The 3686-nt window shown below is 73.6% G+C and carries 2 protein-coding genes; one reads left to right on the forward strand and one right to left on the reverse strand.

Translation table 11 applies throughout. The annotated features are described in order from the left end of the window. Positions 1–104: 104 nt before the first annotated feature. Complete coding sequence (locus ACFWDO_RS21250) at positions 105–2033, reverse strand: phosphoenolpyruvate carboxykinase (GTP) (protein WP_380326919.1); 1929 nt, start codon at positions 2031–2033, stop codon at positions 105–107. A gap of 133 nt (positions 2034–2166) precedes the next feature. Between ACFWDO_RS21250 and ACFWDO_RS21255 the strand changes: the two genes are divergently transcribed. Then, positions 2167–3645: a helix-turn-helix domain-containing protein gene (locus tag ACFWDO_RS21255; RefSeq protein WP_380326916.1), complete on the forward strand. Its 1479-nt coding sequence runs from the start codon at positions 2167–2169 to the stop codon at positions 3643–3645. The last annotated feature ends 41 nt before the right edge of the window (positions 3646–3686 follow it).

Below are 3686 nucleotides of genomic sequence, written 5' to 3' on the forward strand. Positions count from 1 at the left end.
AAGAGACCGGGTCGGCAGTCCGAGCTGCCGACCCGAGCACGAACTGCCGACCTGGTGAGGGTTCGGGCCCGCCGGTGCCTCTCCGGCGGGCCCGGGTCTGTGGGTCAGGCGCCCAGCCGCTCGCGCAGCAGGGAGAGCTGCGCCCAGAGCTGGTCGGGCACGCGGTCGCCGAAGGTCTCGAAGAACTCGCCGGTCAGCGCGGTCTCGGCAAGCCACGCCTCGGCCGGGACGGCGAAGAGGGCGGCGAGGTCGTCGTCGGACAGGTCGAGGCCCTCGGTGCGCAGCGCCCCCGGGGCGGGCAGCAGGCCGACGGGGGAGTGCACGGCGCCGGCGTCGGTGCGCAGGCCGCGGGAGCGGTCCAGCTGCGTGACCATCCACTCCACGACGCGCGAGTTCTCGCCGAACCCCGGCCACAGGAAGCGGCCGTCGTCGCCCTTGCGGAACCAGTTGACCTGGAAGACCTTGGGCCGCTTGTCGGCGTCGAGCCCCTTGCCCACGCGCAGCCAGTGCGCCCAGTGGTCGGCCATGTTGTAGCCGCAGAACGGCATCATCGCGAAGGGGTCGCGGCGCAGCTCGCCCACCGTGCCCTCGGCCGCGGCGGTGCGCTCGGAGCTGATCGTGGCGCCCATGAAGACGCCGTGGTCCCAGCTCGTCGCCTGGGTCACGAGCGGCACGTTGGTGGCGCGGCGGCCGCCGAAGACGATCGCGTCGACCGGCACGCCCGCCGGGTCCTCCCAGGTGTCCGCGATGCTCGGGCACTGCGCCGCGGCCACGGTGAACCGGGAGTTCGGGTGCGCCGCGGGGGTGTCCGAGTCCGGGGTCCAGTCGTTGCCCCGCCAGTCGACGAGGTGCGCCGGCGGCTCTGGCGTGAGGCCCTCCCACCACACGTCACCGTCGTCGGTCAGGGCCACGTTGGTGAAGATCGCGTCGTGCGTGAACGTCTCCACGGCGGTCGGGTTGGTCTCGACGCCCGTGCCCGGCGCGACGCCGAAGAACCCCGCCTCGGGGTTGATGGCGCGCAGCCGGCCGTCGGGTCCGGGGCGCATCCAGACGATGTCGTCGCCGAGCGTCTCGACCGTCCATCCGGGGATGGTCGGGCGCAGCATCGCGAGGTTCGTCTTGCCGCACGCGCTCGGGAACGCGGCGGCGAGGTGGTACTGCCGCTGCTCCGGCGACGTGACGCGGATGAGGAGCATGTGCTCGGCGAGCCAGCCCTCGTCGCGCGCCATCGCCGACGCGATGCGCAGCGCGAAGCACTTCTTGCCCAGCAGGGCGTTGCCGCCGTACCCCGACCCGTACGACCAGATCTCCCGGGTCTCGGGGTAGTGGACGATGTACTTCGTGTCGTTGCAGGGCCACGGGACGTCGGTCTCGCCCTCGGCGAGCGGCGCGCCCACCGTGTGCACGGCCGGCACCCACTGCTGCCCGCCGTCGATGAGGTCCAGCACCCGCGACGAGACGCGCGTCATGACGTGCATCGACACGACGACGTACGGCGAGTCGGTGATCTCGATGCCCACCTGGGAGATCGGCCCGCCGACCGGGCCCATGGAGAACGGCACCACGTACATGGTGCGGCCGCGCATCGACCCGGCGAAGACGCCGTCGAGCTCCGCGCGCATCTCGGCGGGGGCACGCCAGTTGTTCGTCGGGCCGGCGTCCTCCTCGCGCTCCGAGCAGATGAACGTGCGCGACTCGACGCGCGCGACGTCGGACGGGTTCGACCGGGCCAGGTAGGAGTTCGGGCGCTTCGCCTCGTCCAGCCTGATCAGGGTGCCGGCCCCGACCATCTGGTCGAGGAGGCGCTGCTTCTCCGCGGCCGAGCCGTCGCACCAGACGATCTCGTCCGGCTGGGTCAGCGCGGCCACCTGCTGCACCCACGCCCGCGCGTCCTGGGGCGCCTGCGCCCGGGCGGCGGGCGCGCTCGCCGACCCGGAGCGCTCCGCGGGTGCGAGCGCGTGCGGGGCCAGGGCGTCCGGGGCGAGCTCGGCGATCGCGAGACGCGTGCGGCGCGGGTTCGCGGTGAAGGTCATCGGGTGCTCCGTCCGTCGGATGGGCCCCCGGCCTGCGCTGCCGGGTGGGCTACCCCCAGCGTCCCGCGCCGTAGAACCACCTTTCCAGCAGATCGCTCGTGAAGATTCGAAGATTTTCACGTACCGTCAAACCATGGCGACGAAGGACGGCCAGGTGGCCGAGTCCCCGGACCTCATCACACTCGGGCGGCGCATCCGGCATGCGCGCACGGCGCGCGGGCTGACGCTCGAGGCGCTGGGGGAGCGGGTGGGCTCGGCGCCCAGCCTGCTGTCCCTCGTCGAGAACGGGCGGCGCGAGCCGCGCCTGTCGCTGCTGCGCTCGATCGCCGACGCCGTCGGCGTGGCCGTGCCCGACCTCCTCGCCGACGAGCCGCCGTCGCGCCGCGCCGAGCTGGAGATCGCCCTCGAGCGGGCGCAGCGCGGACCGCTCTTCGGGGCGCTGGGACTGCCGTCGGTGAAGCCGAGCCAGAAGCTCCCGATGCCGGTGCTGGAGCAGCTCGTGGGCCTGCACTCCGAGCTCTCGCGGCGCGAGGAGGAGGCCATCGCGACGCCCGAGGAGGCGCGCCGGGCCAACACCGAGCTGCGTCATGAGCGTCAGGAGCGCGACAACTACCTGCCCCAGATCGAGGCGCTCGGGGAGGAGCTGACCAAGCGGGCCGGGTACGCGGGGGCGGGCGCGCTCACGCACCGCACGGTGGCGCGCATGGCGGAGCAGATGGGGCTGACCCTGCTGCACGTGGACGACCTGCCGCGGTCCGCGCGGTCCGTGACCGACCTGGAGAACGGCCGCATCTACCTGCCCCCGGCGTCCATCCCGGGCGGGCACGGGTTGCGGTCCCTCGCGCTGCAGGCGATCGCGCACCGCGTGCTGGGGCACGACCGCCCGCGCAGCTACGCCGAGTTCCTGCGCCAGCGAGTCGAGATCACGTACTTCGCCGCGTGCTGCCTCATCCCGCAGTCGGTGGCCGTGGAGTTCCTGCAGCGGCGCAAGCGCGAGAAGGACCTCGCGGTCGAGGACTTCCGCGACGCGTTCGGCGTCACCCACGAGGCCGCGGCGATGCGGCTGACCAACCTGGCCACCGTGCACCTCGGCATCCCGCTGCACTTCCTGCGCGTGGGCGACGACGGCGCGCTGTTCCGCGGGTACGCGAACGACGGCCTGCCCCTGCCGCAGGACGTGACGGGCGCCATCGAGGGGCAGCTCGTGTGCCGGTGGTGGGCGGGCCGCGAGGCGTTCACCCGGCGCGACCGCGCCACCGAGTCCTACCAGTACACGGACACGCCGGCCGGCACGTTCTGGGACTCCGTGCAGACCGGCACGGGCGCCGACGGCCGACAGTTCTCCATCACGGTGGGCGTGCCGTACGCCCACGCGAAGTGGTTCCGCGGCCGGGACGTGCAGGTGCGGCACGCCTCCACCTGCCCGGACCCGGCGTGCTGCCAGCGCCCGCCCGCCGACCTGGCCGACCGGTGGGACGGCGTCGCGTGGCCCAGCGCCCGGATGCACCAGCAGGTGCTCGCGGCCCTGCCGCGCGGCGCGTTCCCCGGCGTCGACGACACGGACGTGTTCGCCTTCCTGGAGCGTCACGCCCCGGCCCCCGACGCCCCCTGAGCGTTGTGAGCGGGCGTTTGGCCCGGTTTCGTGGGCGAAAC

It is taken from the genome of Isoptericola sp. NPDC060185 (genome assembly GCF_042728595.1).
Taxonomy (GTDB): Bacteria; Actinomycetota; Actinomycetes; order Actinomycetales; family Cellulomonadaceae; genus Isoptericola.